We start from the raw sequence: 26999 nt of genomic DNA, 5'->3' as shown, positions 1-26999 counted from the left end.
TCAGCCGCCCAGATACGCGCTCCGCACCGCTTCGTTCGCCAGCAGCGCGTCGCCGGTGTCTTCCAGCACCACGCGGCCGTTCTCCAGCACGTAGCCACGGTCAGCGAGCTTCAGCGCCTGGTTGGCGTTCTGCTCGACGAGGAAGATGGTCATCCCCTCTTTGCGCAGCTGCTCGATGGTGTCGAATATCTGCTGGATAATGATTGGTGCCAGGCCGAGCGACGGCTCGTCCAGCAGCAGCAGGCGCGGCTGGCTCATCAGCGCGCGGCCAATCGCCAGCATCTGCTGTTCACCGCCGGACATGGTGCCCGCACGCTGAATGCGGCGCTCCCACAGACGCGGGAAGAGTTCGTACACCCACTTGATGCGGGTCTGGTATTCATCGCGGTGAGCGAAGAACCCGCCCATCGCCAGGTTCTCTTCCACCGTCATGCGGGAGAAGACGCGGCGCCCTTCCGGGACAATAGCCACCGCCTCACGCATGATTCTGGCGGTCTGCCAGTCGGTAATGTCTTTACCATCGAACACAATCCGCCCGCTGGTGGCGCGCGGGTCGCCGCACAGGGTGCCGAGCAGCGTGGTTTTGCCCGCGCCGTTGGCGCCAATCAGGGTGACGATTTCACCCTGATTGATGTGCAGGCTGACGTCGTGCAGCGCCTGGATCTTGCCGTAGTGCGCATTGACCTTGTCGAACGTTAACATCGCTTTTTCCATCTTATGCCTCACCAAGGTATGCGCGGATCACGTCCGGGTTGTTGCGGATCTCTTCCGGCGTGCCGTTTGCCAGCGGCGTGCCCTGGTTTACCACGTAGATACGGTCCGAAATGCCCATCACCAGCTTCATGTCGTGCTCAATCAGCAGGATAGTGGTGTCGTGATGATCGCGCAGCTCGGCAATCAGCTCGTCCAGCTCTTTAGTCTCTTTCGGGTTGAGGCCCGCCGCCGGTTCGTCGAGCATCAGGATCTCCGGCTGGGTCACCATGCAGCGCACAATCTCCAGTCGACGCTGGTCGCCATAGGCCAGGTTGCTCGCCTGACGGTTGGCGTGCTGGAGCAGGCCGATACGGTCGAGCCAGGTGGCAGCACGATCGAGCGCCTCCTCCTGCGCGCGGCGGAAGGCCGGGGTTTTCAGCAGGCCGGAGAACAGGCCGGTTTTCAGCTGCTGATGCTGTGCCACCAGCAGGTTCTCAATCACCGTCATCTCGCGGAACAGGCGCACGTGCTGGAAGGTACGTACCACGCCCATGCGGGCAATCTGCTGGCCCGGCAGCCCTTCCAGGTGCTGGTCGCGCAGCATGATGGTGCCGCCCGTCGGCTTGTAGAAACCGGTCAGGCAGTTAAAGACCGTGGTTTTCCCCGCGCCGTTCGGGCCAATCAGGGAGACGATCTCTTTTTTATGCAGGTCCAGGTTCACGTTGTTGACCGCCAGCAGGCCGCCAAAACGCATCATCAGACCGTTTACGGATAATAATGGCTGACTCATGCCTGCTCTCCTTTCGCTTCCACATTCTTAAGCTTCAGCTGTGGACGCGTCATCGGCAGCAGACCCTGCGGACGCCAGATCATCATCAGCACCATCAAACCACCCAGCATCAGCATGCTGTATTCGTTAAAGTCGCGCATTAGCTCGCGAGAGACCACCAGCAGGATGGCCGCGAGGATAACGGCGAACTGCGAGCCCATCCCGCCGAGTACCACAATCGCCAGCACAAAGGCCGATTCGGCAAAGGTGAACGACTCGGGGCTGACGAAGCCCTGACGCGCGGCGAACAGCGTGCCGGCGAAACCGGCAAACGCGGCGCTGATGGTGAACGCGGTCAGCTTGATGCGGGTCGGGTTCAGGCCCAGAGAGCGGCAGGCGATCTCATCTTCGCGCAGCGCTTCCCACGCTCGGCCCAGCGGCATACGCAGCAGGCGGTTGATCACGAACAGGGTGATGACCACCAGCAGCAGCGCCACCAGGTAGAGCCAGATCACGCGGTCAGAGGGATCATATTTGATGCCGAAGAAGTTGCTGAAGGTATCCCAGCCGCCTTCGCGGGCGGTACGGCTGAACTCCAGGCCAAAGAAGGTCGGTTTTGGGATCTGGCTGATGCCGTTCGGTCCGCCGGTCACTTCGGTGTTGTTGAGCAGCAGGATACGGACGATTTCGCCGAAGCCTAAGGTCACAATCGCCAGATAGTCGCCGCGCAGACGCAGCACCGGGAAGCCGAGCAGGAAGCCCGCGGCGGCAGAGACCAGCCCCGCCAGCGGCAGGCAGGTCCAGAAGCCCAGGCCGTAATAGTGGTTCAGCAGCGCGAAGGTGTACGCGCCGATAGCGTAGAAACCGCCGTAGCCCAGCACCAGCAGGCCGGACAGTCCCACCACCACGTTCAGACCGAGGCCGAGGATCACGTAAATCATGGTCAGGGTGGCGATGTCCACCGTGCCGCGCGACACCATAAACGGCCACGCCACGGCAGCCACCAGCAGCGCCACGAGGAACAGCTTCTGCTTAACGGTAGAACCGTCGATAGCCGGCAGGACGAATTTCGGTCCGGAGACATTTTTCAGCGTTTTCTGGAACAGCGGGCGCAGCAGTTGGAACAGGAACACCACGGCGGTGCCGATAAAGACCCACTGCCAGCGAATATCAGCTGCAGTATCGACAACGAGTTTGGTGCCATTCAGCTCAAGCTGGACGCCCATGAAGACGCTGGCCAGCACGAAGAACATGGCGGCAGAGAGCAGCGCCATTGCAAAATGCATCGGTTTCATACTTTCTCTACCTCCGGACGGCCCAGAATACCGGTAGGCATCACCAGCAGAACCAGAATCAGCAGGGCAAACGACACCACGTCTTTATATTCGGTGCTCAGGTACGCCGAGGAGAGCGCTTCCGCCACGCCCAGGATCAGGCCGCCGATCATCGCGCCCGGAATGCTGCCGATGCCGCCCAGCACCGCCGCGGTGAAGGCTTTCATCCCGGCCATAAAGCCGATGTACGGGTTAATTACGCCGTAGAACTGGCCGAGCAGCACGCCAGCTACCGCCGCCATCGCCGCGCCAATCACGAAGGTCAGGGCGATTACGCGGTCGGTGTTGATGCCGAGCAGGCTCGCCATCTTCAGGTCTTCCGCGCACGCGCGGCAGGCGCGTCCCATGCGGGAGTAGCGGATGAACAGGGTCAGGGCGAGCATGGCGACAAAGGTCACGACCCAGATCACCAGCTGCATCGTGGTAATAGAGGCAGAGAAGTTTTCGCTGGCCCCCACAATCCACTGGCCGTTAAACAGGCTTGGCAACGCCACGTCGCGCGAACCTTCGGTCAGGCTGACGTAGTTTTGCAGGAAGATCGACATCCCGATCGCGGAAATCAGCGCAATAAGACGCTTGGAGCTGCGCACCGGCCGGTAGGCCACGCGTTCGATGCTCCAGCCGTAGGCGCTGGCGATCACGATCGCGCCAACAAACCCGGCGGCGACCAGCAGCCAGCTGCTGTCGATGCCCATCATCATCAGCGCGGCGATAATCATAAAGGAGACGTAGCTACCGATCATGTACACCTCGCCGTGGGCGAAGTTGATCATGCCGATAATGCCGTAAACCATCGTATAGCCGATGGCGATCAGCGCGTAGGTGCTTCCCAGCGTGACGCCGTTAAACATCTGCTGCAAAAAGTAGAGAAACTGCTCGGACATATGCAAACCTTTTTATACCCGCCCGGTGAGCCGGGCGGTGGGATAATTATTTGGCGACCGAGGACGAACCGTCGGCGTGCCACTTAAAGACACCAAACTCAAATCCCTTCAGATCGCCTTTCTCATCCCAGTTCAGCGGCCCAATCACGGTGTTCGCCCCGTGTGCTTTTAAATCTTTCACCAGATCCAGCGGCTCTTTGCTGCCGGTACGCTCCAATGCGGTTGCCAGAGACTGCACGGCAGCGTAGGTGATCCAGACGTATGGACCACTCGGATCTTTCTTCTGCGCCTTGAGCGCATCCACGATAGCCTTGTTGGCCGGATCCTGGTCATAGCGTTTTGGCATCGTCACCAGCATGCCTTCGGCAGAATCCCCTGCGATGTTTGACAGGGAGGCGTTGCCCACGCCCTCTGGCCCCATAAACTGGGTTTTCAGACCGGTGGCGCGCGCCTGGCGCAGCATCTGGCCCATTTCCGGGTAGTAGCCGCCGTAGTAGACGAAGTCGATGTTCTCTTTTTGCAAACGGGCGATCAGCGCGGAGAAGTCTTTTTCGCCTGCGGTAATGCCGTCGAAGAAGACGATGTTCGCGCCGCCTTTTTTCAGGCCGTCCTGCACGGAGCGCGCCAGGCCTTCGCCGTACTGCTGCTTGTCATGAATGATGGCGATACGCTGTGGCTTAACGGTCTCGAGGATGTATTTGGCCGCGGTTGGCCCCTGGGAGGAGTCCAGCCCGGCGGTACGCATGATGTGCTGGTAACCGCGCTGGGTCAGCTCTGGGTTGGTGGCGCCCGGAGTGATCATCAAAATACCTTCGTCTTCGTAAATATCGGACGCGGGCTGGGTGGAGGATGAGCACAGGTGGCCGATGACGTACTGAATCCCGTCGTTGACGATTTTGTTGGCGACCGCAACGGCCTGTTTCGGATCGCAGGCGTCGTCATACTCCACGCCTACCAGCTTGTCGCCCTTGATGCCGCCTTTGGCGTTGATGTCTTTGATGGCCTGACGCGCGCCGTTAAACTCCATGTCACCCCACTGGGCAACAGGGCCGGACATCGCACCGACTACCGCAACTTTAATCTCTTCCGCCATGGCCGCATGCGAGATCGCCAGTGCAACCATTCCCGCGATAAATGTCTTCGCGTTCCTTTTCATCTCAGAATCCCCATTCGTGATGTCGTGTTTATATTTTGTTTTATTATGGTTAAAAAGCATTCTGTACTTTTAATGAACAACGCTATTTTTACCAGTGCCTTTAATGGTTTAGCGCAGTTTTTTGTCAAAAACCAGACTAAAATCTCTATTTTTCAGGCGATTAAGGAAAGATAATATTCTGAAATCAGGCAGAGATAAACAAATAAAAGTGCAGTTTGCAGCATAAAATAACGGTACAAAGCGCCGAATAAATCGCTGCCATTCAGGTTAAAATTCTGCTTATTTTTCGATCCATGTGTTTTCACACTGCCCATTGCATTGCTAAAAAACTAATCACCTGGTTAATGAGAATAAAAAGAGGAAGCCGCTGAGTGAATAAATTGAGTACACTGCCTCTACTCAATTTGATTTGGACAAGCTGCTAATGAAACTGACTATCGTGCGTCTGGTGACCTTTAGCGACCAGGATCATATCGACCTGGGCAAGATCTGGCCGGAATATTCCCCTTCGTCGCTGCATGTCGACGAGAACCATCGCATTTATGCCGCGCGCTTCAACGAGCGCCTGCTGGCCGCGGTTCGCGTGACCCTGAGCGGCACGGAGGGAGCTCTGGACTCGCTGCGCGTGCGTGACGTAACCCGTCGTCGCGGTGTGGGACAGTATTTAATTGAAGAAGTGATCCGCGAAAACCCGAACGTAAACTCATGGTGGATGGCCGACGTGGGCGTGGAAGACCGCGGCGTGATGGCAGCGTTTATGCAGGCGTTAGGGTTTACGGCGCAGGAGAGCGGGTGGGAGAAGCGTTTGGGATGAATTGTGCGGTGCGGCATGATGCCCTCACCCCGGCCCTCTCCCACGGGGAGAGGGAGAAAACATTAAAAAAGGCAACTTAAGTTGCCTTTTTGCTTTTATTTGGCGTCTGTCGCCGTTCCGTTAGCATGCCAGTCAAACACGCCGAACTCAAAGCCTTTCAGATCGCCCTTCGCGTCCCAGGAGAGCGGCCCCATCACGGTTTCCACCGTGTTGGCTTTCAGCCAGGTGGCAATCTCAGCCGGATCGGCTGAATGATTCAGACCTGCCTGCAGAGACTGCAGCGCTGCATAGGTGGTCCAGACGAACGCGCCGCTTGGATCCTGCTTCTTCGCCTTGATGGCATCTACGATAGGTTTGTTCGCTGGCACCTGGTCGTAGTTCTTAGGCTTGGTCACCAGCAGACCTTCGGCAGATTCACCCGCGATGTTAGACAGGGAAACGTTCGCCACGCCTTCCGGGCCCATGAACTGGGTTTTCAGACCCGCCGCGCGCGCCTGGCGCAGGATCTGGCCCATTTCCGGGTGGTAGCCGCCGTAGTAAACGAAGTCGATATTCTCTTTCTTCAGACGCGCCACCAGGGTGGAGAAGTCTTTCTCGCCAGCGGTGATCCCATCAAAGAAGACCACGTTGGCATTGCCTTTTTTCAGACCGTCCTGCACCGCACGGGCCAGACCTTCACCATACTGCTGTTTGTCATGAACAATCGCGATACGCTGCGGCTTCACTTTTTCCAGAATGTACTTAGCCGCCGTTGGGCCCTGATCGGAGTCCAGACCGGTGGTACGCAGGGTCAGCTTGTAGCCGCGCGCGGTCAGCTCCGGTGCGGTCGCAGCCGGGGTGATCATCAGAATACCTTCGTCTTCGTAGATGTCAGACGCGGGCTGAGTAGAAGAGGAGCACAGGTGACCGATAACGTATTTGATCCCGTCGTTGACCACTTTGTTCGCCACCGCGACCGCTTGCTTCGGGTCACAGGCATCGTCGTATTTTACGATCTGCAGTTTTTCGCCCTTGATGCCGCCCTTAGCATTAATGTCTGCAACTGCCTGTTCTGCGCCCGTAAATTCCTGGTCGCCGTACTGTGCTACCGGACCGGACATTGCGCCCACCACGGCCACTTTAATATCTGCCTGCGCCATGGTGCTGAATGCCAACGCGATACATCCTGCCAGTAACGCTTTACCCTTCATGTTCATCCTGAGATTCCCCATTATTATGGTTATTACGATTGTTGTGATGTTGTTGTGCAGCGCTTTATTTCAGTTATTGGTGTGCTGTTCGCGCTTTTTCAGCATACTCTGCTAAAACATACCCCATTTTTATGATTTTGGAATAGCTAATTTGAAATGAATATATGATAAGCCCGACAGGATTTACCGCCGGGCTGGTGGCTTTAACGTGTCAGCGACGCGGAGATAATGTCCAGCGCTTTACGGAACTGCGCTTCGGGGATGGTAAGCGGATAAAGGAAGCGGATCACGTTGCCGTAAACGCCGCAGCTCAGGAGCAGCAGCCCTTCGTTCAACGCGCGCTCCTGCACCTGACGGGTAAATTCCGGCGACGGTTGCCCGGATTGCGGATCGTTAAACTCTACCGCGACCATCGAGCCCTGGGCACGGATGTCGGCGATGAACGGGCAGTTTTCCTTCGCTTTGTTGAGCACTTCTACCAGATGATGGCCGAGATGCGCCGAGCGCGTGCAGAGATCTTCCTCATCAATCACGTCCAGCACCGCGTGGGCCGCGGCAATCGCCAGCGGGTTACCTGCGTAGGTACCGCCCAGTCCGCCAGGTGCAGGCGCGTCCATCACCTCGGCGCGGCCCGATACTGCTGAGAGCGGCATCCCGCCCGCGAGGCTTTTTGCCATGGTGATCAGGTCCGGCTTCACGCAGTGGTGTTCCATCGCGAACAGCTTGCCGGTGCGGGCGAAGCCGCTTTGCACCTCGTCGGCAATCAGCAAAATTCCGTGGGTATCGCACAGGGCGCGCAGCGCCTGCATAAAATCAGCGGGCGCAATGTTGAACCCGCCCTCTCCCTGAACCGGTTCGAGAATAATGGCCGCCACCTGGTCTGGGGCGATATCCGCCTTAAAGATGCGCTCCAGGCTTTTTAATGCTTCCGCCGTGCTGATGCCGTGCAGATCGTCAGGGAATTGAGCGTGGTATACCGAACCGGGGAACGGGCCGAAACCCAGCTTGTACGGCGCGACCTTACCGGTCAGCGCCATGGTCATAAAGGTGCGCCCGTGGAACGCGCCGCCGAAGGTGATAAGGCCGGGGCGTCTGGTATACGCGCGGGCAATTTTGACCGCGTTTTCGACCGCTTCAGCACCCGTCGAGAAGAAGGCGGTTTTGGCCGGGCCATTAATCGGCACGCGCTGGTTGATGCGCTCGGCAAGCGCCACATAGCCCTCATACGGCACAATCTGGTAGGCCGTGTGGGTAAAAGCGTGGAGTTGTTTTTCGATAGCGGAGATAACTTTGGGATGGCGATGGCCGGTATTCAGCACCGCGATCCCGGCGGCGAAGTCGATGTACTCATTGCCTTCCACGTCCCACACCGTGGCGTTTTCGGCTTTATCAGCATAGAAGCTACACATCACCCCGATGCCGCGCGGCGTTGCCTGTAAACGCCGGTCGTTCAGTTCGTTATTTTTCACCCTGACCCCCTGAGAAAATCGCCTGCTTAGCGCATCAGTAAGTGTTTGCCAGGGGTGAGAAATTCGCCAGAGCGGGCGCTAAAAAAACAGAACCCCCGAATTTGCATTCGAGGGTTTTTATCCTTCATATTTCAAGCCGCAGGTGCGTTGGCTGCTCTCGTTCACCCGAATCACTTACTGATGTAAGCTCATCGGGATTCACTCGTTTGCCGCCTTCCCGCAGCCTGAACTATTTCGGCTAAAGGTGTACTTCGCGGTAATTACGCTTCGATAGCGGCGCGAAGTTTTTTCATGGCGTTCTTTTCAAGCTGACGGACACGTTCCGCAGAAACGCCGTAGCGGTCGGCCAGCTCCTGCAGCGTGGACTTGTTGTCTTCGTCCAGCCAGCGGGCGCGGATAATGTCCTGGCTACGCTCGTCGAGGCCTTCCATCGCATGGGTCAGCTTGTTCGCGGCCTGATCTTCCCAGTTGTCCTCTTCAATGCCGTCGGCAAAGTTAGAGGTTTTATCCTGCAGATACAGAACCGGTGCCATCGGCTGGCTGTCAGATGCGTCGTCGTCGGAGGACATATCAAAGGTCATGTCCTGCGCGGCCATACGGGATTCCATCTCACGGACGTCTTTGCTGGATACACCCAGCTCGCGCGCCACCATTTCCACTTCATCCTGATTGAACCAGCCCAAACGCTGCTTGGTTTTACGCAGGTTGAAGAACAGCTTACGTTGCGCTTTTGTCGTGGCGACTTTCACGATACGCCAGTTGCGCAGCACGTATTCATGAATTTCTGCTTTGATCCAGTGTACGGCGAAGGAGACCAGTCGCACGCCCACTTCCGGGTTAAAGCGACGTACAGCCTTCATCAGGCCGATGTTACCTTCCTGAATCAAGTCCGCCTGCGGCAGGCCATAGCCCGCATAGTTACGAGCAATGTGAACAACAAAGCGCAGGTGAGACAGGATCAGCTTTTTCGCTGCTTCCAGATCGCCCTGGTAATGCAGCTTTTCAGCAAGCTCCTTTTCTTCCTCGGCCGTTAACATCGGCCAGGTGTTCGCAGCCCGGATGTAAGATTCCAGGTTACCAACAGGGGCTAAAGCTAAAGTTTGCATTTCTTTGGTCATTCATTCCTCTCAATGTTTCTTCTGGTCCAGGCTGTCCCCGTCAGGCAACAACCATGCCAAAGCGTTTGAGCAACGAGATTAGCATTCACTCTTTTATCAGACAGTGATTTTATCCACAAGTTCCAGGTGCAACAGTGAATAAATTACGCACAAAATGTGACATGGAGATGATAACAGGGGAAGAGACAACAGGGACGCTTTCCCTGCAGAGCGAACATCTCGGTGCAGGGAAAGATTATATCACGCTTTTATTAGTCGGGAGTAAAGTGGCGTAAATGTTGAACCGTTGCCAGCCATGCGGCAATCCAGCCGATCATGGAGCACACCAGCAGCAACAGAAGGCATTCATCGAAGCCTAAGCCACTGATATCAAACTTAGTTCCGAAAACCTGCGCCACTTCTGTGACGGCAGACGAAAGCCGCATCACCAAAATTTCTGACAATATCAGTGAAAGAAATGCGCCGGAGAAACCGAGCAGTGCGCCACCGTAGAGGAACGGACGCAGGATGAAACCATCCGTTGCGCCAATCAGTTTTTGCACGTTGATGGTATCGCGACGCGCAAAGATGCTCAGACGCACGCTGTTACCGATGACGAGGAACACCGCCGCCACCATCAGCACGCCGATCATCGCCGACACGCGCCCCACCAGCCCGGTCAGCGCCGCAAGACGGGCAAACCAGCTGTCGTCCATGCGCACTTCATCAATCCCGTTGATGCGTGTGATCCGGTCGCGCAGGGTATTCAGCGAATCGGTACCCTGGAAATCCAGCTTCGGGATCACCACCGCCACGGCGGGCAGCGGGTTCTCTTCCAGCATGTCCAGCGCGCCGCCAAAGCCTGACCAGTTACGGAACTCGCCCAACGCTTCTTCACGGGAGAGATAATTCACCTTCTCCACGCCCTGCTCGGCCTGGATTTGCCCGACCACCTGCGCCGCCGCGTTATCGTCGAGCGCTTTATCCAGATAAACGGTGATCTGCGGTGACGGGTAATACTGCGACGCCGCCTGGTTGACGTTCTTATAGACCATGTAGCAGACGCTTGGCAGCGTCAGGGAGATGGCGATCACCATCACCGTCAGGAACGTCGCCAGCGGTTTGCTTTTCAGGTCCTGCAGCGCGCCGTGGAAGGCGTAGCGCACCTGTTCGTTAAACACGTTGGTCTTGCGGGAGGCCGGTTTCGGCGCCGCTTTCTGGCGCTTAGGCGCATTACGATTGCCGTCACCGCCGCCCTGCGGCTTACGGAAACGGTCGAACCGGTTCCCGAACTGCCGAATCTGGTTCATTGCATCACGCTTGTTCACCGTGGCCTCCGTGCAAATGCCCGTCGCTCAGGGTCAGCATGCGGTACGAACGACGGGAAATCAGCCCCATGTCGTGCGTCGCCATCAGTACCGTTACCCCTACGCGGTTGAATTCCTCAAACAGACGCAAAATCCCTTCGGACAGGGCATCGTCCAGGTTACCGGTCGGTTCATCCGCCAGCAGTACGGCAGGCTTGTTCACCACCGCGCGGGCGATGCCCACGCGCTGCTGTTCACCGCCAGAAAGCTGGATCGGGAAGTTCTTCGCTTTGTCCAGCAGCCCGACCTTGTCCAGCGCCGCAGAGACGCGACGGCGGATATCGTCATAGCTGGCGCCGGCAATAATCAGCGGGATCGCCACGTTATCGAAAACGGTGCGATCCATCAGCAGGTGGTGATCCTGGAAAATCATGCCGATCTGACGACGCAGAAACGGCACTTCACGGTTTTTCAGACGGCTAATTTCGTGGCCGCTGAACCAGATTTTCCCGGCGCTTGGCCGTTCGATCCCACAGATAAGCTTGAGCAGGGTACTTTTCCCCGCGCCGGAATGGCCGGTCAGGAATGCCATCTCGCCTGGCTGCAGGTGGAACGTCACCCCCTGCAGCGCTTGTCTCCCACCGAGATAGGCCTTGCTGACGTGTTCAAAGCGAATCATTGTTAGTCCTCTCGGGCAAATAATGCCTCAATAAAGTCGTCCGCCTTAAACGGACGCAAATCCTCAATACGCTCGCCCACACCGATGTAGCGGATAGGAATGCCGAACTGGTCGGCCACGGAGAAGATCACCCCGCCTTTCGCGGTGCCGTCCAGTTTGGTCAGCGTGATCCCCGTCAGCCCTACCGCTTCATGGAACAGCTTCGCCTGGCTAATGGCGTTCTGCCCGGTGCTGGCGTCGATAGTCAGCATAATTTCATGCGGTGCATCTTCGTCCAGCTTCTTCATGACGCGAACGATTTTCTTCAGCTCTTCCATCAGGTGCGATTTGTTTTGCAAACGCCCTGCGGTGTCGGCAATCAGCACGTCCACGTTGCGCGACTTCGCCGCCTGGATGGCGTCGAAAATCACGGATGCGGAATCCGCGCCGGTGTGCTGGGCAATCACCGGAATGTTGTTGCGCTGGCCCCACACCTGGAGCTGCTCAACCGCTGCCGCACGGAAGGTATCGCCAGCCGCCAGCATCACCGATTTGCCCTGCTGCTCAAACTGGCGCGCCAGCTTGCCGATGGTGGTGGTTTTACCCACGCCGTTAACGCCAACCATCAGAATAACAAATGGCGTTTTGCCTTCAATATTAAGCGGTTCGTCAACTTTTGCGAGAATTTCACCCATCTCGTCTTTCAGCAGGCCGTACAGCGCCTCGGCGTCGCGCAGCTGTTTGCGGCTCGCCCCTTCGGTCAGGTTGGCGATGATCTTACGGGTAGTTTCCACGCCCACGTCCGCAATCAGCAGTTGCTCTTCCAGCTCTTCAAACAGATCGTCGTCGATCTTCTTGCCGCGGAAAAGACTGATAAATCCGGAACCTAAGTTTTCTTTGGTTTTGAGCAGGCTGCGCTTCAGGCGCGCGAAGAAACCTTCTTTGGTCGGTTTTTCCTGCTCCTGAACGATCTCTTCTTCGGCCTGCTCTTCCACCGGCACGACGATTACCGCTTCTTCAGCCGCTTCCGCCGCCAGCGCCTGAGCTTCCAGCTCTTCGTCGGTCAGCTCTGGCTCAAGTGCCGCCTCTTCTTCCACCGCCTCAACGATTTCAACGGTTTCCGCTTCAGCCTGCCACTCTTCGGCAGAAACCTCTTCAGCTTTAACCTCTTCGGGCAGCGGCAGCGCTTCGTGTTCGATAGCGGCCTGCGGCGCTTCGGTAAGGGTTTCTACGATAACCGGCTCTGGCTTCTCGCTCTCCTGAACCTGCTCAGTGACCTCAACCACCTCTTCAGCAAAGGATTCAATCTCTTCTTTGCTGTGCGCTGGTTCTTCCGCTTCGACAATCGCAGCGGTTTCGACAGGCGTTTCAGGCTGTGACTGCTCTTCTACAACCTGTTGCTCTTCGGTTTTCTGTTCTGTTTCTTGCTCTTTTTCACCGAAACCCAACCAGGAAAAGAAGCCACGTTTTTTTTGTTTTGCCATCTGCGACTACACTCCTCGCGGCGCTATATACAGGGAAGCTAAAAAAATGATGAAATAGTCTAACACTTTACTTAATTGACATCACCGCCCGCAATCGCAGGGCTATGGTTAACAGAGCTTTCCAGAGATGAAGAAACCCACCCGCGCCCCGGCCGGTCAAATTCGCATTATCGGCGGTCAGTGGCGAGGCCGGAAATTACCGGTGCCGGACAGCCCCGGTTTACGCCCTACCACGGACCGCGTACGCGAGACGCTGTTTAACTGGCTTGCCCCGTCAATGGTAGACGCCAACTGCCTGGACTGCTTCGCCGGAAGCGGTGCCTTGGGGCTGGAAGCGCTGTCTCGCTATGCCGCCAGCGCCACGCTGCTGGAAATGGAGCGCGGCGTTGCGCAGACGCTGCAGCAAAATCTGGCGACGCTGAAGGCGTCGAACGCGAAAGTGGTCAACACCAATACGCTGAGCTTCCTCGCGCAGCAGGGTACGCCGCATAACGTGGTCTTTGTCGACCCGCCGTTCCGCAAGGGGTTGCTGGAAGAGACGTTATCCCTGCTGGAGCACAATGGCTGGCTGGCGGATGACGCGCTGATTTATGTAGAAAGCGAAGTGGAAAACGGCCTGCCACCCGTTCCCGTTCACTGGGATCTGCACCGCGAAAAGGTCGCAGGCCAGGTGGCTTATCGTTTGTATCACCGTCAGGCACAAGGAGGATCCGATGCCGGTACTGATTAACCTGGGACGCTTGCTGATGCTGGGCGTCTGGGCATTTTTGATTTTGAATCTGGTGCACCCGTTCCCGCGCCCGTTGAACATCTTTGTTAACGTGGCGCTGATTTTCACCTCGTTCATGCACGCCCTGCAGATGGTGATGCTGAAAAACGGCCTGCCGAAAGATGGCCCGCCGATGACCGGCTGGCAGCAGCTGCGGGTGTTTATTTTCGGCGTGTTTGAACTGCTGGTGTGGATGAAGAAGTTTAAGGCGCAGGTGAAGAAGTAAGGTGCGGTGTGATGCCCTCACCCTAACCCTCTCCCATGTACGGTCCGGGGACATAGTGAACACTTGTTCGGGGACATGGTAGACACTTACAACTGAGGCATAAGAACCCGTTTATGGAGTCGCTTATGCCCTGGGATGCGAGAGATACCATGTCATTACGTACCGAGTTTGTGCTGTTCGCCTCGCAGGACGGGGCGAACATCCGTTTCCTCTGCCGTCAGTTCGGCATTTCTCCTGCCACCGGCTACAAGTGGCTTCAGCGCTGGGCTGAGGAAGGTGCCTCCGGTCTTCGGGACCGCTCCCGCGCACCTCATCATTCCCCGAACCGCTCATCTGACGACATCACCGCCCTGCTGCGCATGGCCCATGAGCGCCATGAACGCTGGGGCGCACGCAAGATTAAGCGCTGGCTCGAAGACCAGGGGCACCGTATGCCCGCCTTCAGCACCGTCCATAATCTGATGGCCCGTCACGGTCTGCTGCCGGGCGCATCACCGGGCGTTCCGGCTACGGGACGGTTCGAACACGACGCGCCGAATCGCCTCTGGCAGATGGATTTTAAGGGCCACTTTCCCTTTGGCGGTGGCCGCTGCCATCCGCTCACCCTGCTGGATGACCACTCCCGTTTTTCCCTGTGCCTGGCGCACTGTACCGATGAACGGCGCGAGACCGTGCAGCAGCAGCTGGTCAGCGTGTTTGAACGCTACGGCCTGCCGGACAGGATGACGATGGACAACGGCTCACCGTGGGGCGACACCACCGGCACCTGGACGGCGCTGGAGCTGTGGCTGATGCGCCACGGTATCCGGGTGGGGCACTCCCGGCCTTATCATCCGCAGACGCAGGGCAAGCTGGAGCGTTTTCACCGCAGCCTGAAGGCGGAAATGCTGCAGGGAAAATGGTTCGCGGACAGCGGAGAGCTGCAGCGCGCCTTCGACCACTGGCGCACGGTGTACAACCTTGAACGCCCGCACGAGGCGCTGGATATGGCGGTACCGGCCTCGCGTTATCAGCCGTCTGCCCGGCAGTACAGCGGCAGCGTAACGCCACCTGAATACGATGAAGGGGTGAAGGTCAGGAAAGTGGATGTCAGCGGAAAGCTGAGCATACAGGGTGTCAGTCTGAGCGCAGGCAAGGCGTTCAGGGGAGAACGGGTCGGGCTGAGGGAGACGCAGGATGACGGCTGCTATGAAGTGTGGTGGTACAGCACGAAAGTGGGGGTGATCGACCTGAAGAAAAAGTCGATCACCATGGGTAAAGGATGTTAAAAAGTGTTCACCATGTCCCCGAACACCTGTCTACCATGTCCCCGGACTGTACACCCACGGGAGAGGGGACCGATCGCGCATTATTCAGCCCTAAAACCTACAAAACGCGACCCTTTATAGCTCAGCGTGCCTTTCTCTCCCACCGTCAGCTGATGGTACTGCTGCGCCTCCAGGCGGAAGGTCATCTCCAGACCGCCGGTTTCCGGCTTAAAGCTGGCTTCATAGCGCATGCCGGTGCCCGCAGGCGTCACCTGCTGCTGGCGAGAGCGGCGGTCGTTAAGCGGTTTCTCGCGTTTGTTCGCCACCACTACGCGCTTTTGCATCAGCGGCGCGGCGTCGTTGTCCGCCTTTTCGCGGCGCTGCTGCACGAAGCGAAACGAGGCGGCAATGACGATAATCGCCACCACAATAATGAAAAACAGCGGCATCTTGCTCATTGAAACATCCCATCAGATTATGCGGAATTCAGGATACCTCGCCTGCCCCGGCATTGCCAAACGCCCGCTCGCGTCACTACACTGGATCAGAAACTGATTATTCAGCCTCAACAGTTACAGGGAGTTAATATGCTTTGGTCATTTATCGCTGTCTGTTTTTCCGCATGGCTTTATGTCGATGCGTCCTATCGCGGTCCAGCCTGGCAGCGCTGGTTGTTTAAACCCGTCACGCTGCTGTTGCTTCTGCTGCTCGCCTGGCAGGCTCCGATGTTTAACGCCATCAGCTATCTGGTCCTCGCCGGGCTGTGTGCCTCCCTGATTGGTGATGCCTTAACCCTGCTGCCGCGTCAGCGCCTGCTGTATGCCGTGGGGGCATTTTTCCTCTCCCATCTGCTGTATACCATCTACTTTGCCAGCCAGATGACGCTCTCCTTCTTCTGGCCGCTGCCGCTGGTGCTGCTGGTGATTGGCGCGCTGCTGATTGCGGTGATCTGGTCGCGTCTGGAAGAGATGCGTCTGCCGGTATGCACGTTTATCGCCATGACGCTGGTGATGGTGTGGCTGGCCGGTGAACTGTGGTTCTTCCGTCCGACATCTCAGGCGATGTCCGCGTTCTTCGGCGCGGCGCTGCTGTTAATCGGCAATATCGTCTGGCTGGGCAGCCACTATCGCCGCCGCTTCCGCGCGGATAACGCGATTTCGTCCGCCTGCTACTTTGCCGGGCACTTCCTGATCGTGCGTTCATTGTATATCTAAATAACGCTTGACTCTGGAGTCGACTCCAGAGTGTATGCTGCGGTTAATGAGAAAATTATCATTACCGGAGACTGCCATGTCGACTCCAGAAACACCTAAAAAAGTTCCACAGTTCTCGGCACTTAAGCTCAGCCCGGTTCCGGCAAAAGACGACTGCTGCTGCGAAGGGACGTGCGAAACACCAATCCAAACGCTTCCTGAAAGCGGCAACCGCTACAGCTGGGTCGTCAACGGTATGGACTGCGCGGCCTGCGCCCGCAAAGTAGAAAACGCGGTGAGGCAGGTACCGGGCGTGAACCACGTTCAGGTCCTGTTCGCCACCGAAAAGCTGCTGGTCAGCGCCGAAAAAGACGTCAGCAAGCAGGTTGAAGCCGCCGTCAGCAAGGCGGGCTACGCTCTGCGCAGCGAAGCAGTCTCCGCTGAAAAAACGTCTCCGCTAAAAGAAAACCTGCCGCTCATTACCCTCATCATCATGATGGCCCTGAGCTGGGGGCTGGAACAGGTTAACCACCCGTTCGGTAATCTGGCGTTTATTGCCACTACCCTGGTCGGGCTGTTCCCGATTGCCCGTCAGGCACTGCGCCTGATGAGAAGCGGCAGCTGGTTTGCCATTGAAACGTTGATGAGCGTGGCGGCCATTGGCGCGCTGTTCATTGGCGCGACGGCGGAAGCGGCGATGGTGCTGCTGCTGTTCCTGATCGGCGAACGCCTTGAAGGCTGGGCAGCGAGCCGGGCGCGCAAAGGGGTGAGCGCGCTGATGGCGCTGAAGCCAGAAACCGCCACGCGGGTTAATGAAGGCAAACGTGAAACGGTCGCCATCAACACGCTGCGCCCGGGCGACGTGATTGAAGTCGCCGCGGGTGGGCGTCTGCCTGCCGATGGGGCTCTCGTTACCGCCACCGCGAGCTTTGACGAAAGCGCCCTGACCGGGGAATCCATTCCGGTGGAGCGTGCGGCAGGAGAAAAAGTCCCAGCCGGTACCACCAGCGTCGACCGCCTGGTGCAGCTCAAAGTCCTGTCCGAGCCGGGCGACAGCGCCATCGACCGTATCCTGAAGCTGATTGAAGAAGCCGAGGAGCGCCGCGCGCCGGTCGAACGCTTTATTGACCGCTTCAGCCGGATTTACACACCCGCCATCATGCTGGTGGCGCTGCTAGTCACCGTCGTTCCACCGCTGTTCTTCGGCGCGCCGTGGGAGGGCTGGATTTATAAAGGGCTGACCCTGCTGCTGATCGGCTGCCCGTGCGCGCTGGTGATCTCTACGCCCGCGGCGATTACCTCGGGGCTGGCGGCGGCGGCACGTCGCGGGGCGCTGATTAAGGGCGGCGCGGCGCTGGAACAGCTGAGCCAGGTTCAGCACATCGCCTTCGATAAAACCGGCACGCTGACGGTTGGCAGGCCGCAGGTCACCGGCATCTATCCGCAGGGCATCAGTGAAGACGAACTGCTGATAATAGCCGCCGCCGTTGAGCAGGGCTCCACTCACCCACTGGCGCAGGCGATAGTGCGTGAAGCGCAGAGACGCGGGCTGGCTATCCCTTCGGCAACCGCCCAACGGGCGCTGGTCGGGTCAGGGATTGAGGCCGTCGTCGACGGCAAAAAAGTGCTAATTGTTGCGGCGGGCGCGTTCTCTCATCCACAGGTTGAGGCGTTAGAGCAGGCCGGGCAGACGGTCGTTGCCGTGATGCAGGACGGCGTGTCGAAGGGCATGCTGGCACTACGCGACACTCTGCGCGATGACGCCAAAGACGCCGTGGCGGCGCTGCATCAGTTGGGCGTACAGGGCGTGATCCTCACCGGCGATAACCCGCGCGCGGCGGCCGCGATTGCAGGCGAGCTTGGGCTGGCGTTTAAGGCCGGATTACTGCCTGCGGACAAGGTCAGCGCGGTAACCGAACTGAACAGGCGCGCGCCGCTGGCGATGGTCGGTGACGGAATTAACGATGCCCCGGCGATGAAGGCCGCCACCCTTGGTATTGCGATGGGCAGCGGCACCGACGTAGCGCTGGAGACGGCGGATGCGGCGCTGACGCATAACCGTCTGACCGGGCTGGCGCAGATGATAGATCTTGCGCGGGCGACGCGCGCCAATATTCGCCAGAACATCGGCATTGCGCTGGGGCTGAAGGGGATATTTCTCGTCACCACGCTGCTCGGCATGACCGGACTGTGGCTGGCGGTGCTGGCGGACACCGGGGCGACAGTGCTGGTCACGGCGAACGCGTTGAGATTATTACGGCGGAAATAAAAACGCCCGGTAGCGGCTGCGCCTTACCGGGCCGATAACAACTCTGAACCGTAGGCCGGGTAAGGCGCAGCCGCCACCCGGCAAAAAACGGCGTTACTGCATCCCTAACATCCTCGGCAGCCACAATGATATCGCCGGGATATACGTCACCATTCCCAGCACTACCAGCAGGATGCCGTAAAATGGCAGCATCGCCCGCACCACGGTTTCAATCTTCTGCTTACTCACCGCGCTCGCCACAAACAGCACCGATCCGACCGGCGGGGTGATCAGCCCGATCCCCAGGTTAACCATCATGATCATCCCGAAGTGCACCGGGTCGATCCCCAGCGCGTTGGTCACCGGCAGCAGCACCGGCGTCAGGATCAGGATGATCGGCGCCATGTCCATCAGCGTGCCGATCAGCAGCAGCATGATGTTGAGATACATCAGGATCACGTACTTATTATCAGAGAGCGACGTGAAGAACTCGGTGATGCGCATCGGCAGCTGCATGTAAGTCATCACCGCGCCAAACGCCGCGGCAAAGCCGATTAAAATCATCACGATGGTGACGGTTTTCACCGTGCGGCACATCAGCTTCGGCAGTTCGCTCCATTTGTAGTCGCGGTAGATAAACATGGTGACGAAAAACGCCCACAGGCAGGCCACGGCGGCAGATTCAGTGGCGGTAAAAATCCCGGACAAGATCCCGCCGAGGATAATCACCACCGTCATCAGCCCCCACAGGGCATCGAGCATGATTTTCAGCGCCTGTCTGAACGGGATTTTATCCCCCTTCGGGTAGCCGCGTTTGCGGGCGAAGCACAGGCAGAGCACCATCAGGCTCGCGCCCAGCAGCAGGCCCGGCAATACGCCCGCGATAAACAGCGTGGCGATGGAGACCGTTCCCCCCGCCGCCAGGGAATAAATCACCGAGTTGTGGCTGGGCGGGATCAGAATCGCCTGCACCGACCCGCTCGCCGTGACCGCCGCCGCGTATTCGCGCGGGTAGCCCTTCTTCTCCATCTCCGGGATCATCACGCTGCCGATGGACGCTGTATCCGCCACCGACGAGCCAGAAATCGCGCCGAAGAACGTCGAGGCGACGATGTTCACCAGCGACAGCCCGCCGCGGATAAAGCCGACAAACACATAGGCGAAGTTAACCAGCCGTCGGGCAATGCCCCCTTCCGCCATAATCGCTCCGGCAAGGATGAAGAACGGGATCGCCAGCAGGGTAAATTTGTTCACCCCACTGGTGATCTGGATCATCAGCGCCTCCAGCGGTAAATCAATCCACAGCGCACCTGCCACGGCGCTCAGCCCCACGGCGAAGGCCACCGGCATCCCCAGCGCCAGCAAAATGGCGAGGGTGAATAACAAAACAAAAGCATCCATTGTTCACCCCTTAACTGTGATTGCCGATCAGCACGACCGGACGGTTTTCCTGCGCGCCAAACAGCAGGCGTTCAAGCACGAACAGAATCAAAATCGCCGACCCGATCGGCAGCGGCAGGTAGCTTTCGCCGGAAGTCAGGATCGGGAACTCCGCCACCGGCTGCTCCCACAGCTCGACGCACAGCCAGTAGCTGTACCAGAACATCAGACCGGAAATCAGCAGCATCAGCAGATCAACCACACGTGCACACAGCTTTTGCAGCGACGCGGGCAGACGGTCGGTGAGCATATTGACCGCAATATGCGATCCGGCGCGGTAGCTCACCGCCGCGCCGATGAAGGTGAACGTCACCATGCAGATAATGGCGACGGGCTCCGGCCAGGATTCGCCGCGGTTGAGCACGTAGCGTGAAAAGATGCCGATGGGGATGACAATCGTCATCACCAGCAGCGAGACACCCGCCACCGCCATGGCGAGCAGGTACAGACGGTCCATCCACTTCAGGTAGAGTTCGGACATACGTGCTCCGTATTACTGGACGTCAGCGATGGCTTTCATCAGATCCTGATGCTTGTCGCCATACTGGGCGCGCACCGGCTCTGTGGCCTTGATGAATACCGTCTTATCGATATCGTGGAACTGCACGCCGCCCGCCTTCATTTTCGCCAGCGCCTGGTCGTTATACGCATTCCACAGCTTGCGCTGTTCGAACTGCGCTTCACGGGCCAGGGTCAGGATTTTTTGCTGTTCATCAGCGCTCAGCTTGTCCCATTTCACTTTTGAATAGAGCAGCATTTCCGGGGTGATAAAGTGGCCGCTGAGGGTGTAGTTTTTAGCAACCGGCATGTAGTTGTGGGCGATAAAGGTGGGCGGGTTATTCTCCGCGCCGTCGATCACGCCGGTCTGCATGCCGCTGTATACCTCGCTTACGCCCATCGCCACCGAGTTCGCCCCCATGTCCTTCAGCGTGGCGAGTGCCACCGGGCTGCCCTGCACGCGGATTTTCTTCCCTTTCAGATCTTCAGGTTTGACGATCGGCTCTTTGGTGATCAGGTTGCGGGTGCCGGAATCCATCCAGCCGAGGAACACCAGGCGGGATTTCGGGTTCGCGGTCAGCTTGTCGCCGATCTGCTTGCCGATATCCCCGTCGATCACTTTATGCATATGATCCTCATCGCGGAAAACGTACGGCAGGGTGAAGACTTCGATATCCGGCAGGATGGCGGCAACCGGCGCCATGGAGACGCGGATCATGTCAATCGCCCCCATCTGCGCCTGCTCAATCATCTGCTTTTCATCCCCCAGCACGCCGCCGGGGAAGACCTTAATCTCCAGCTTGCCGTCGGTTTGTTGTTTGAGTTTTTCACCCATGTGCTGAACCGCGACCACGTTCGGGTAGCCTTCAGGATGCACATCGGCGGCTTTGATGGTTTGGGCAGAAACGGTGCAGGCAAAAGCAGACAGGCACAGCGCAGCCAGTAACGGCTTGAGGGTCGTTTTCATTGAGTCAGCTCCAGGGTAGCGATGTCAGCGTTAAAACAGTGTTTTATTTTTTTACGCTTAGAAAATAGACTAGCCCGGGAGAAGCGTAGGTGAAGCGCCTCACAAAAGCGCGAATTTATGAAACGATGGTTTAAATTTGTGAGGGCGGTAATGCCGGGTAACGATGCGGCCATACCCGGCGGGGCATGACCGCGCGTCAATCAGGAAAAATAGCTCATGACCAGGCCTAAAAACAGCACCAGACCGACATAGTTATTGTTCATAAACGCTTTAAAGCAGGCTTCACGTTCGCGTTTTGCAATCAGCTTCTGCTGGTAGGCAAACAGCAGCCCTGCTACCAGTATCGACCAGTAAAATTCCCAGTTCAGTCCGTTCAGGCGCGCAATCGCGACCATCAGCGCCAGTACCGCAACCTGCAGAATGCCAATGATAAGTTTGTCCTGGCGTCCAAAGAGAATGGCGGTGGATTTAATGCCAATTTTCAGGTCATCGTCGCGGTCAACCATCGCATATTGCGTGTCATACGCTACGGCCCAGAGGATGTTCGCCAGGAACATCAGCCAGCAGCTAAGCGGTAAGGACTCACTAACTGCCGCAAACGCCATCGGAATCGACCAGCCAAACGCCGCCCCCAGCACCACCTGAGGCAGATGGGTGTAGCGCTTCATAAAGGGATAAACCCAGGCCAGTGCGAGCGCCGCGACGGACAGCAGAATCGTCATGGTGTTCAGGGTTAATACCAGCAGGAAAGAGAGCAGCACCAGAACGATGAACAGTACGCGGGCTTCTTTCCCGGTCACCTGGCCGCTGGGTAGCGGGCGGTTGGCTGTGCGCTTTACGTGGCCGTCAAATTTACGATCGGCATAGTCATTCACCACGCAGCCCGCCGCGCGCATCAGCCAGACGCCGGCAACGAATACGCCCAGGATCCACAGTGGCGGCATGCCCGGCGTGGCCACCCACAGCGCCCATAAGGTCGGCCACAGCAGCAGCAACGCGCCAATGGGTTTATCGGTACGCATTAAGCGGTGATACGCCAACAGCTTATTCTGCGTCAGGGTCCACTCCATTTTTTCTTCCTCTTAGTACAACGGTGATGCCGGTAAAAATAGCTCCGTCAGGATTAACGGCTTACCGCTCAGGCGAAGGCGGGAACGGCGCCCCCACAGTTCGGCATCACGCCCAATTTCAATGAAATCCCTGGTCAGCTCAGATGAGGTGAAAAGATAACGTCCCAGCGGCGTTTTCCCCAGCCGCTGCAGCGCCAGCTCAGGCCCGGATAGGGTAGATTCGGGCACCACCGTCCGCCCGGCAAGCCAGGGTTCGCCATCGGCACAGAGTAAAATTTCACGCAGCCAGTAGCGTTCCTCTTGCGGCAACAGCGGCAGCTCGCTGGCGATCTCATCGCCGGAGACAAACCCTTCCAGTATCAGGGTTACCGTGACCGTTTTACCCTGTTGCTCAAAACGTTTTGTCATGGAATCTTCCAGCAGCAACCAGTCCAGCTGCTGCGGATCAAGCGCAGGTATTTGGTCGAAATAGCGCAGCGCACGCAGTTGCGTTAGCGCGGGGTGTGACATGCCAGACTCTCCGATACATAACGTAATGGCATTGTATCGCAGAAACGGGCAATGAGGGGGGGCCAAACGTTATTTAACGATCACTATCGCAACATGGGCGCAACAGCCTGGCGAATACGAAAAAAAGTGCGCCCACTCAGGCGCACTAAACTACTAACAAATCAGCACTGTGGGGAACAGTTACCCCTTGCCTTTTACACTGCTGATAAAGGTGGAACGGGCAGTGGTTGAACCTAAACGTTCGGCTTCATCAAGCAGTTTCAGCGCTTTATCGACATCGCCGCGCTTCACCGCCTGCTTAATGGCGTTGTTGAAGTACTCTTCGGTGTCGTTCAGTACGGGCTCGGCTTTCTTCGCCGGGGCTGGCGCTGCTGCGGCGACCGGTGCGGCTGCCGTGGCAGCAGCAGGTGCGGCATAGACTGGTGCTGCGGTGTTTCCTACCGTCACAGGTCCCGGGCCGGATGAGCCGAACAGAGGGCCGACGAGTACGCTTGAAGCACTGTTGGTAGAGACTTTCAGTTTGACCAGGCCATCCGTGGTATGACGGGCAAGCGGATCAGGGATATCAGGAACAGAGTTGCCGGTACCTTTTGCGTAGGCTTTCGCCGGGTCAACCAGCTTGGTTGTCTGCTGCAAATCTTTTTCTGTCGTGAATACCAGGACGTAAATCTTCTGCTGTCCCAGCGCTGGCGTCAGGCGCATCACGCCTTCCAGTCGGTCAGCGCTCATTACACCCGGTTCCTGATAGCTAAAATAGTCGCTCGGGAAGTAGGCTGATGGCGTCATGTTTTGATCGAGGATCAGCACGTTAGGCGCGAATACGCTGGTTTGCTTGTTCACTTCGCTGGTCAGCGTCAGGGTCAGTTCGCCAATATTGGCGGGCACGCTAAAAGCCGCAACCGGACCGCTGATACCAGGCACGTTCAGGGATTGACCACCGGCAGAAAGCTGAGTGGTTTGTACTTTTGATTGATCAACTGGCGTCCACACCAGTTGCTGGAGTGCCGCCGCCGGAATCGCTGGCGCAGCACTGGTATTTTGCGGAACGAAATTGACGTCTGCAAAGGTGACGGCCGGAGCACAGGCCAGCAGCCCCGCAGAGAGGCACAGCGCGACGAGACTTTTCTTCATTTTCATTGTTATTACCTCTGATAGCGTGAGCACTGCGGTGGCCAGGCAATAGCGCGCAGCACCCTAAGGAGAGAGGGGCTTGCGCCCCTCTTTTTAGGTCATTACGTCAGGTCTTGCGAATTACCACCAGATTTCCATCTGGGCACCGAAGGTCCACTCATCGTTGTCGCCGCGGCTGAAGGTCTTCGCAGAGGTGTCACTGTAAGCCACGCCAGAGGTGTAGCCAGTGTCGCCGTTATTTGCGTAGCCCCATTTTTCATCCCACTTCGCGTAGGTTGCGAAGACACGGATAGCCGGACGAGACCAGATGCTGTCGCCAGCCTGCCACTGTTGCGCCAGGGTGATTTTGTATTGGCTGTTTTTCTCGTCAGTTTTCTGAGATTTGACGTTGTCGTAGCCGACTTCCAGTAAGGTACTCATGATCGGCGTCCATTTGAACATTGGACGAACGCCCACGGTCCACCACTCGGTACCGTTGTTGTTGTCACGATCGATGTTCTGGTACATACCGACATACATCAGGTCCCAACGGTCTGCCAGGGTGATTGCACCGTGGTCCAGCACGCGCCACATAGAACCGTCGTTATCAATGCTACCGCCCTGCGGAATACCTTTGCCGTTAGAGGTCATGGAGTCCGTACCGTACTGCAGTACAAACTTGTTGAAGCCTTTCAACATGCTCTGGGTATGTTCAGCAGTGAACAGCCAGCCATCTTTAGAGGCGCCAGGCTGCAGGTAGTAGTCATCAGGAATGTTGGTGTGACCGTAATCAACACCCAGCTCCAGCGTACCGCCTGGGTTGGTTTCCAGACCCGCTAAACGGACATCGAAGACATCGTTTGGCACGACGTTGTCGTAAATACGGTCGCCGTTCGCATCACGATCGGCGAAGGTTGCAGAACCGCCGGATTCAGAAGAACGGGTTGCAGCCAGAGACAGTTTGCCGAAGCCCAGATCGATGTTTTCGATACCCGCACCAGGACCAGAGATATCCCAGTAGTAGAAGTCGATCATGTGGACGTCATGACGTTGATAGAAGCGCTTACCGGCCCAGATGGTGGAGCCTGGCAGCCATTCAATCAGGTTTTTACCCTGCACGTTAGCTTCACGGAAGGCCGGGCTGGTGGATTCCCAGTCGTTCTGCTGAGAAACGGAATACGCTACGTTAGTGTCGAAATAGAAGCTCTTATCGCCTTCTTTCCACACTTCCTGGCCAAGTTTCAGCTCGGCATAGGTTTCACATTCGTTACCGAGACGGTATTTACTTTGTGCACCTGTTGCCTGGAAACATTGTTGTTCACCGCCACTCCCGGTCCAGCCAATGCCGGAACGAGCATAACCTTTAAAGTCCACGGCGCCTGCCTGGGCAGACAGGATGCCTGCCGCAACGGCGATTGCCAGAGGGACTTGTTTGCGCAGAGTAATCATCATTCTATCTCCTGAGATCATTGCTTTTCTTTGAACACTTCACCTGTCGGTTTCGTGTCTTCTTTTGGGATTGCTTAAACGCCTGGCTCTTTGTGCAGCCGACGACATGCGGTGCCATCCTCACGGAACAGATGGCAACGCTCTGGCGGCAAGCCGATAGCGAATGTGGCACCCTCTTCTACCAACACCACGTCATTCTGGCGGTAGACCAGGTTCTGACGGATGGCGGGGATCTGGATATGAATCTGTGTTTCGTGACCAAGCTGTTCGACGACCTGAACTTCACCTTCCAGCGTCACATCCGCAATGTGGCTTGGCAGTAGATGCTCAGGACGGATACCGAGGGACATATTTGCCCCAACCTGTACGTTGGCGCTGTCGACCGGCAGCCAGACCTGCTGGCGGTTTGGCAGCTCCACCTGTACCTGTTCAATGGCTGTCGCCGTCACTTTGACGGGCAGGAAGTTCATCTTTGGCGAGCCAATGAAGCCCGCAACAAAGCGGTCTGCCGGGTAGTGATACAGCTTCAGCGGTTTGCCCACCTGCGCCACGCGACCGGCGTCCAGCACCACGATTTTGTCGGCGAGGGTCATCGCTTCGACCTGATCGTGGGTGACGTAAATCATCGTGCGGCCAAGGCGCTTATGCAGACGGGAGATTTCAATACGCATCTGGACGCGCAGGGCGGCATCCAGGTTAGAGAGAGGTTCATCAAGCAGGAACACGCGCGGCTCGGCCACCAGCGTACGGCCAATCGCCACACGCTGACGCTGACCGCCGGAAAGCGCTTTCGGTTTACGCTCCAGCAGGTGCGCCAGCTGCAACACTTCAGCCACCTGCGTGACGCGCTGGTTAATGACCTCTTTTTTCGCCCCGGCCAGCTTCAGGCCAAAGGACATGTTCTCGGCAACGGAAAGATGGGGATAAAGCGCATAAGACTGGAACACCATGCCTACGCCGCGTTCGGCTGGCGGGACGTCATTCATTCGGGTATCACCGATCAACAGGTCGCCGCTGGTGATAGTTTCAAGACCGGCAATCATACGCAGCAGAGTTGATTTACCACAGCCTGATGGGCCGACAAACACCACAAACTCGCCTTCAGTGATGTCCAGATTGATGTCTTTCGACACCACTACGTCGCCCCAGGCTTTCGTTACATTACGCAGCTGTACGCTCGCCATGCCCTTCTCCCTTCGTTACAACCTGTCACCGACAGAAACATTCAAGATAAGTTCACTATGGGGTATCCATTACTTTCGTGAATCCTCCACCCCCCGCCTTTTTTATGGGGGAGGAGGCGGGAGGATGAGAGAACAGGCTCTGCGACCGCAGCCGGGGGGCTGAGGCGAAATTCGTGAAGCCGCCTGCAAAATTCGGTGGGTTTTTATGTGCGCCAGCACTCATAACTTAAATT

Annotated in this window: 26 protein-coding genes; 6 read left to right on the top strand and 20 right to left on the bottom strand. The window is 57.5% G+C overall.

What is annotated here, in order from left to right; translation table 11 throughout:
• From livF to livK, 5 genes are read right to left on the bottom strand one after another with little or no spacing between them, the layout of a single operon-like run.
• Entirely contained in the window at nucleotides 1-714 is a 714-nt protein-coding gene (gene livF / locus IB212_RS01435) for a high-affinity branched-chain amino acid ABC transporter ATP-binding protein LivF (RefSeq protein ID WP_008500102.1), read from the bottom strand.
• A gap of 1 nt (nucleotide 715) precedes the next feature.
• On the bottom strand, nucleotides 716-1483 hold the full coding sequence (livG, locus tag IB212_RS01430) for a high-affinity branched-chain amino acid ABC transporter ATP-binding protein LivG (RefSeq protein WP_028015149.1): 768 nt from the start codon (nucleotides 1481-1483) through the stop codon (nucleotides 716-718).
• Entirely contained in the window at nucleotides 1480-2757 is a 1278-nt protein-coding gene (livM, locus tag IB212_RS01425; RefSeq protein WP_041911555.1) for a branched chain amino acid ABC transporter permease LivM, read from the bottom strand. The genes livG and livM overlap by 4 nt, the downstream gene beginning before the upstream one ends.
• On the bottom strand, nucleotides 2754-3680 hold the full coding sequence (gene livH, locus IB212_RS01420; RefSeq protein WP_028015147.1) for a high-affinity branched-chain amino acid ABC transporter permease LivH: 927 nt from the start codon (nucleotides 3678-3680) through the stop codon (nucleotides 2754-2756). Before livH ends, livM begins: the two co-directional genes overlap by 4 nt.
• A gap of 46 nt (nucleotides 3681-3726) precedes the next feature.
• On the bottom strand, nucleotides 3727-4836 hold the full coding sequence (livK, locus tag IB212_RS01415; RefSeq protein ID WP_028015146.1) for a high-affinity branched-chain amino acid ABC transporter substrate-binding protein LivK: 1110 nt from the start codon (nucleotides 4834-4836) through the stop codon (nucleotides 3727-3729).
• Between the two features lie 424 nt (nucleotides 4837-5260).
• Here livK and panM point away from each other — a divergent pair, with 424 nt between their 5' ends.
• Nucleotides 5261-5650, top strand: a complete 390-nt coding sequence (panM, locus tag IB212_RS01410) for an aspartate 1-decarboxylase autocleavage activator PanM (RefSeq protein WP_028015145.1) — start codon at nucleotides 5261-5263, stop codon at nucleotides 5648-5650.
• A gap of 95 nt (nucleotides 5651-5745) precedes the next feature.
• Here the strand turns inward: panM and livJ are convergent, their stop codons facing one another.
• The 6 genes from livJ to ftsY all read right to left on the bottom strand — a co-directional run bounded on the left by livJ (nucleotide 5746) and on the right by ftsY (nucleotide 12855).
• Nucleotides 5746-6846, bottom strand: coding sequence for a branched chain amino acid ABC transporter substrate-binding protein LivJ (livJ, locus tag IB212_RS01405; RefSeq protein WP_155963374.1), 1101 nt, complete (start codon nucleotides 6844-6846; stop codon nucleotides 5746-5748).
• Nucleotides 6847-7043: 197 nt separating this feature from the next.
• Entirely contained in the window at nucleotides 7044-8309 is a 1266-nt protein-coding gene (locus IB212_RS01400) for a 4-aminobutyrate--2-oxoglutarate transaminase (RefSeq protein WP_041911559.1), read from the bottom strand.
• A 260-nt stretch (nucleotides 8310-8569) separates the two neighbouring features.
• Entirely contained in the window at nucleotides 8570-9427 is an 858-nt protein-coding gene (gene rpoH, locus IB212_RS01395; RefSeq protein ID WP_028015143.1) for an RNA polymerase sigma factor RpoH, read from the bottom strand.
• A gap of 251 nt (nucleotides 9428-9678) precedes the next feature.
• Entirely contained in the window at nucleotides 9679-10734 is a 1056-nt protein-coding gene (ftsX, locus tag IB212_RS01390) for a permease-like cell division protein FtsX (RefSeq protein WP_028015142.1), read from the bottom strand.
• Entirely contained in the window at nucleotides 10721-11392 is a 672-nt protein-coding gene (ftsE, locus tag IB212_RS01385; protein ID WP_003861525.1) for a cell division ATP-binding protein FtsE, read from the bottom strand. The genes ftsX and ftsE overlap by 14 nt, the downstream gene beginning before the upstream one ends.
• A 2-nt stretch (nucleotides 11393-11394) precedes the next feature.
• Nucleotides 11395-12855, bottom strand: a complete 1461-nt coding sequence (ftsY, locus tag IB212_RS01380) for a signal recognition particle-docking protein FtsY (RefSeq protein WP_041911558.1) — start codon at nucleotides 12853-12855, stop codon at nucleotides 11395-11397.
• Between the two features lie 127 nt (nucleotides 12856-12982).
• Here ftsY and rsmD point away from each other — a divergent pair, with 127 nt between their 5' ends.
• From rsmD to IB212_RS01365, 3 genes are all read left to right on the top strand, one after another.
• Nucleotides 12983-13585 carry a 16S rRNA (guanine(966)-N(2))-methyltransferase gene (gene rsmD / locus IB212_RS01375; protein WP_041911557.1) on the top strand — a complete coding sequence of 201 codons (603 nt, stop codon included), beginning with the start codon at nucleotides 12983-12985 and terminating at the stop codon, nucleotides 13583-13585.
• Entirely contained in the window at nucleotides 13569-13850 is a 282-nt protein-coding gene (locus IB212_RS01370; RefSeq protein ID WP_014882110.1) for a DUF1145 family protein, read from the top strand. Before rsmD ends, IB212_RS01370 begins: the two co-directional genes overlap by 17 nt.
• A gap of 113 nt (nucleotides 13851-13963) precedes the next feature.
• A complete protein-coding gene (locus IB212_RS01365; RefSeq protein ID WP_081752978.1) occupies nucleotides 13964-15118 on the top strand; it encodes an IS481 family transposase in 1155 nt (384 codons plus the stop codon).
• An 80-nt stretch (nucleotides 15119-15198) separates the two neighbouring features.
• Here the strand turns inward: IB212_RS01365 and IB212_RS01360 are convergent, their stop codons facing one another.
• Nucleotides 15199-15555 (bottom strand): DUF2500 domain-containing protein, encoded by a 357-nt coding sequence (locus IB212_RS01360; protein ID WP_028015139.1) that lies wholly within the window; start codon nucleotides 15553-15555, stop codon nucleotides 15199-15201.
• A gap of 129 nt (nucleotides 15556-15684) precedes the next feature.
• On the opposite strand from IB212_RS01360, the gene IB212_RS01355 reads away from it, so the two are divergent.
• Entirely contained in the window at nucleotides 15685-16311 is a 627-nt protein-coding gene (locus IB212_RS01355) for a lysoplasmalogenase (RefSeq protein ID WP_028015138.1), read from the top strand.
• 76 nt (nucleotides 16312-16387) lie between these two features.
• The gene (gene zntA / locus IB212_RS01350; protein WP_041911561.1) at nucleotides 16388-18559 is read left to right on the top strand and encodes a Zn(II)/Cd(II)/Pb(II) translocating P-type ATPase ZntA; all 2172 of its coding nucleotides are present in this window, start codon (nucleotides 16388-16390) and stop codon (nucleotides 18557-18559) included.
• A 93-nt stretch (nucleotides 18560-18652) separates the two neighbouring features.
• Here zntA and IB212_RS01345 read toward each other — a convergent pair whose 3' ends face one another.
• The 8 genes from IB212_RS01345 to malK form a co-directional block, all read right to left on the bottom strand.
• Entirely contained in the window at nucleotides 18653-19939 is a 1287-nt protein-coding gene (locus IB212_RS01345) for a TRAP transporter large permease (RefSeq protein WP_041911562.1), read from the bottom strand.
• Between the two features lie 10 nt (nucleotides 19940-19949).
• Complete coding sequence (locus IB212_RS01340; protein WP_041911563.1) at nucleotides 19950-20459, bottom strand: TRAP transporter small permease; 510 nt, start codon at nucleotides 20457-20459, stop codon at nucleotides 19950-19952.
• A 12-nt stretch (nucleotides 20460-20471) separates the two neighbouring features.
• Entirely contained in the window at nucleotides 20472-21443 is a 972-nt protein-coding gene (locus IB212_RS01335) for a TRAP transporter substrate-binding protein (protein WP_041911564.1), read from the bottom strand.
• 200 nt (nucleotides 21444-21643) lie between these two features.
• Complete coding sequence (gene ubiA, locus IB212_RS01330) at nucleotides 21644-22513, bottom strand: 4-hydroxybenzoate octaprenyltransferase (protein ID WP_028015133.1); 870 nt, start codon at nucleotides 22511-22513, stop codon at nucleotides 21644-21646.
• A 12-nt stretch (nucleotides 22514-22525) separates the two neighbouring features.
• Nucleotides 22526-23023 carry a chorismate lyase gene (gene ubiC / locus IB212_RS01325; protein WP_041911565.1) on the bottom strand — a complete coding sequence of 166 codons (498 nt, stop codon included), beginning with the start codon at nucleotides 23021-23023 and terminating at the stop codon, nucleotides 22526-22528.
• Between the two features lie 180 nt (nucleotides 23024-23203).
• The gene (gene malM / locus IB212_RS01320) at nucleotides 23204-24160 is read right to left on the bottom strand and encodes a maltose operon protein MalM (protein WP_041911566.1); all 957 of its coding nucleotides are present in this window, start codon (nucleotides 24158-24160) and stop codon (nucleotides 23204-23206) included.
• A gap of 114 nt (nucleotides 24161-24274) precedes the next feature.
• The gene (locus IB212_RS01315) at nucleotides 24275-25585 is read right to left on the bottom strand and encodes a maltoporin (protein ID WP_041911567.1); all 1311 of its coding nucleotides are present in this window, start codon (nucleotides 25583-25585) and stop codon (nucleotides 24275-24277) included.
• A 71-nt stretch (nucleotides 25586-25656) separates the two neighbouring features.
• Nucleotides 25657-26766 carry a maltose/maltodextrin ABC transporter ATP-binding protein MalK gene (gene malK / locus IB212_RS01310; RefSeq protein WP_041911568.1) on the bottom strand — a complete coding sequence of 370 codons (1110 nt, stop codon included), beginning with the start codon at nucleotides 26764-26766 and terminating at the stop codon, nucleotides 25657-25659.
• Between the last annotated feature and the right edge of the window lie 233 nt (nucleotides 26767-26999).

Source organism: Enterobacter sp. E12, assembly GCF_014596715.2.
GTDB classification, from domain to species: Bacteria; Pseudomonadota; Gammaproteobacteria; order Enterobacterales; family Enterobacteriaceae; genus Enterobacter; species Enterobacter bugandensis.
The sequence above is the reverse complement of the archived record's forward strand: the minus strand, read 5'-3'. Positions and strand labels throughout refer to the sequence as shown.